Origin of the sequence: Paraburkholderia sediminicola, from assembly GCF_046026895.1 — a bacterium.
GTDB classification, from domain to species: Bacteria; Pseudomonadota; Gammaproteobacteria; order Burkholderiales; family Burkholderiaceae; genus Paraburkholderia; species Paraburkholderia sediminicola_C.
In genome coordinates, this window is the sequence record NZ_JAQQEU010000271.1 from 1 (window position 1) to 651 (window position 651).

The 651-nt window shown below is 57.0% G+C and carries 1 protein-coding gene; it reads left to right on the forward strand.

Annotated elements, in window-relative coordinates; all coding sequences use genetic code 11:
• Nucleotides 1–612: IS6 family transposase (locus tag PQR02_RS40700; RefSeq protein ID WP_408243432.1), on the forward strand; the 612-nt coding region annotated here is incomplete at its 5' end.
• Nucleotides 613–651 lie beyond the last annotated feature (39 nt).

Below are 651 nucleotides of genomic sequence, written 5' to 3' on the forward strand. Positions count from 1 at the left end.
GTGTCTTATGCGCTAAGCCTGCGAAACCTGGAAGAAATGATGGCGGAACGAGGCATCTCGGTGAATCATTCAACCGTGCATCGCTGGGCCCTCAAGCTGCTGCCGGTGCTGGAGAAAGCGTTTCGCCGCCACAAACGCCCCGTCGGCAAGAGCTGGCGCGTCGATGAGACCTACATTAAGGTCACGGGCGAATGGAAATACCTGTATCGCGCCGTCGACAAGGCCGGCAACACCATCGACTTTCTGCTGCGGGCCCATCGGGATAAGACGGCGGCACGGCGCTATTTCGAAAAATCGATCGCCCAGAATGGCGAACCCGAGACGGTGACGATCGACAAAAGCGGCGCCAATATGGCTGCGCTGGAAGCCATCAACGCCGAGCGCCAAACGCCCATCAAGATCCGGCAGACGAAGTACTTGAACAATATAATCGAACAGGACCACCACGCGATCAAGCGGCGTACCCGCCCCATGCTCGGGTTCAAGAATTTCCGGTGTGCACGCATCCTGCTTGGTGGAATCGAGGTGGCTCACATGATCGCCAAGGGGCAGATGGAAGGCAACGGCGCCCGAGAAACTTTCGCCGAACAGTTCTATTCGTTGGCGGCATAAGTAGTCCTATTCATGTCGGGATTTCTTCAACTTGCCGTC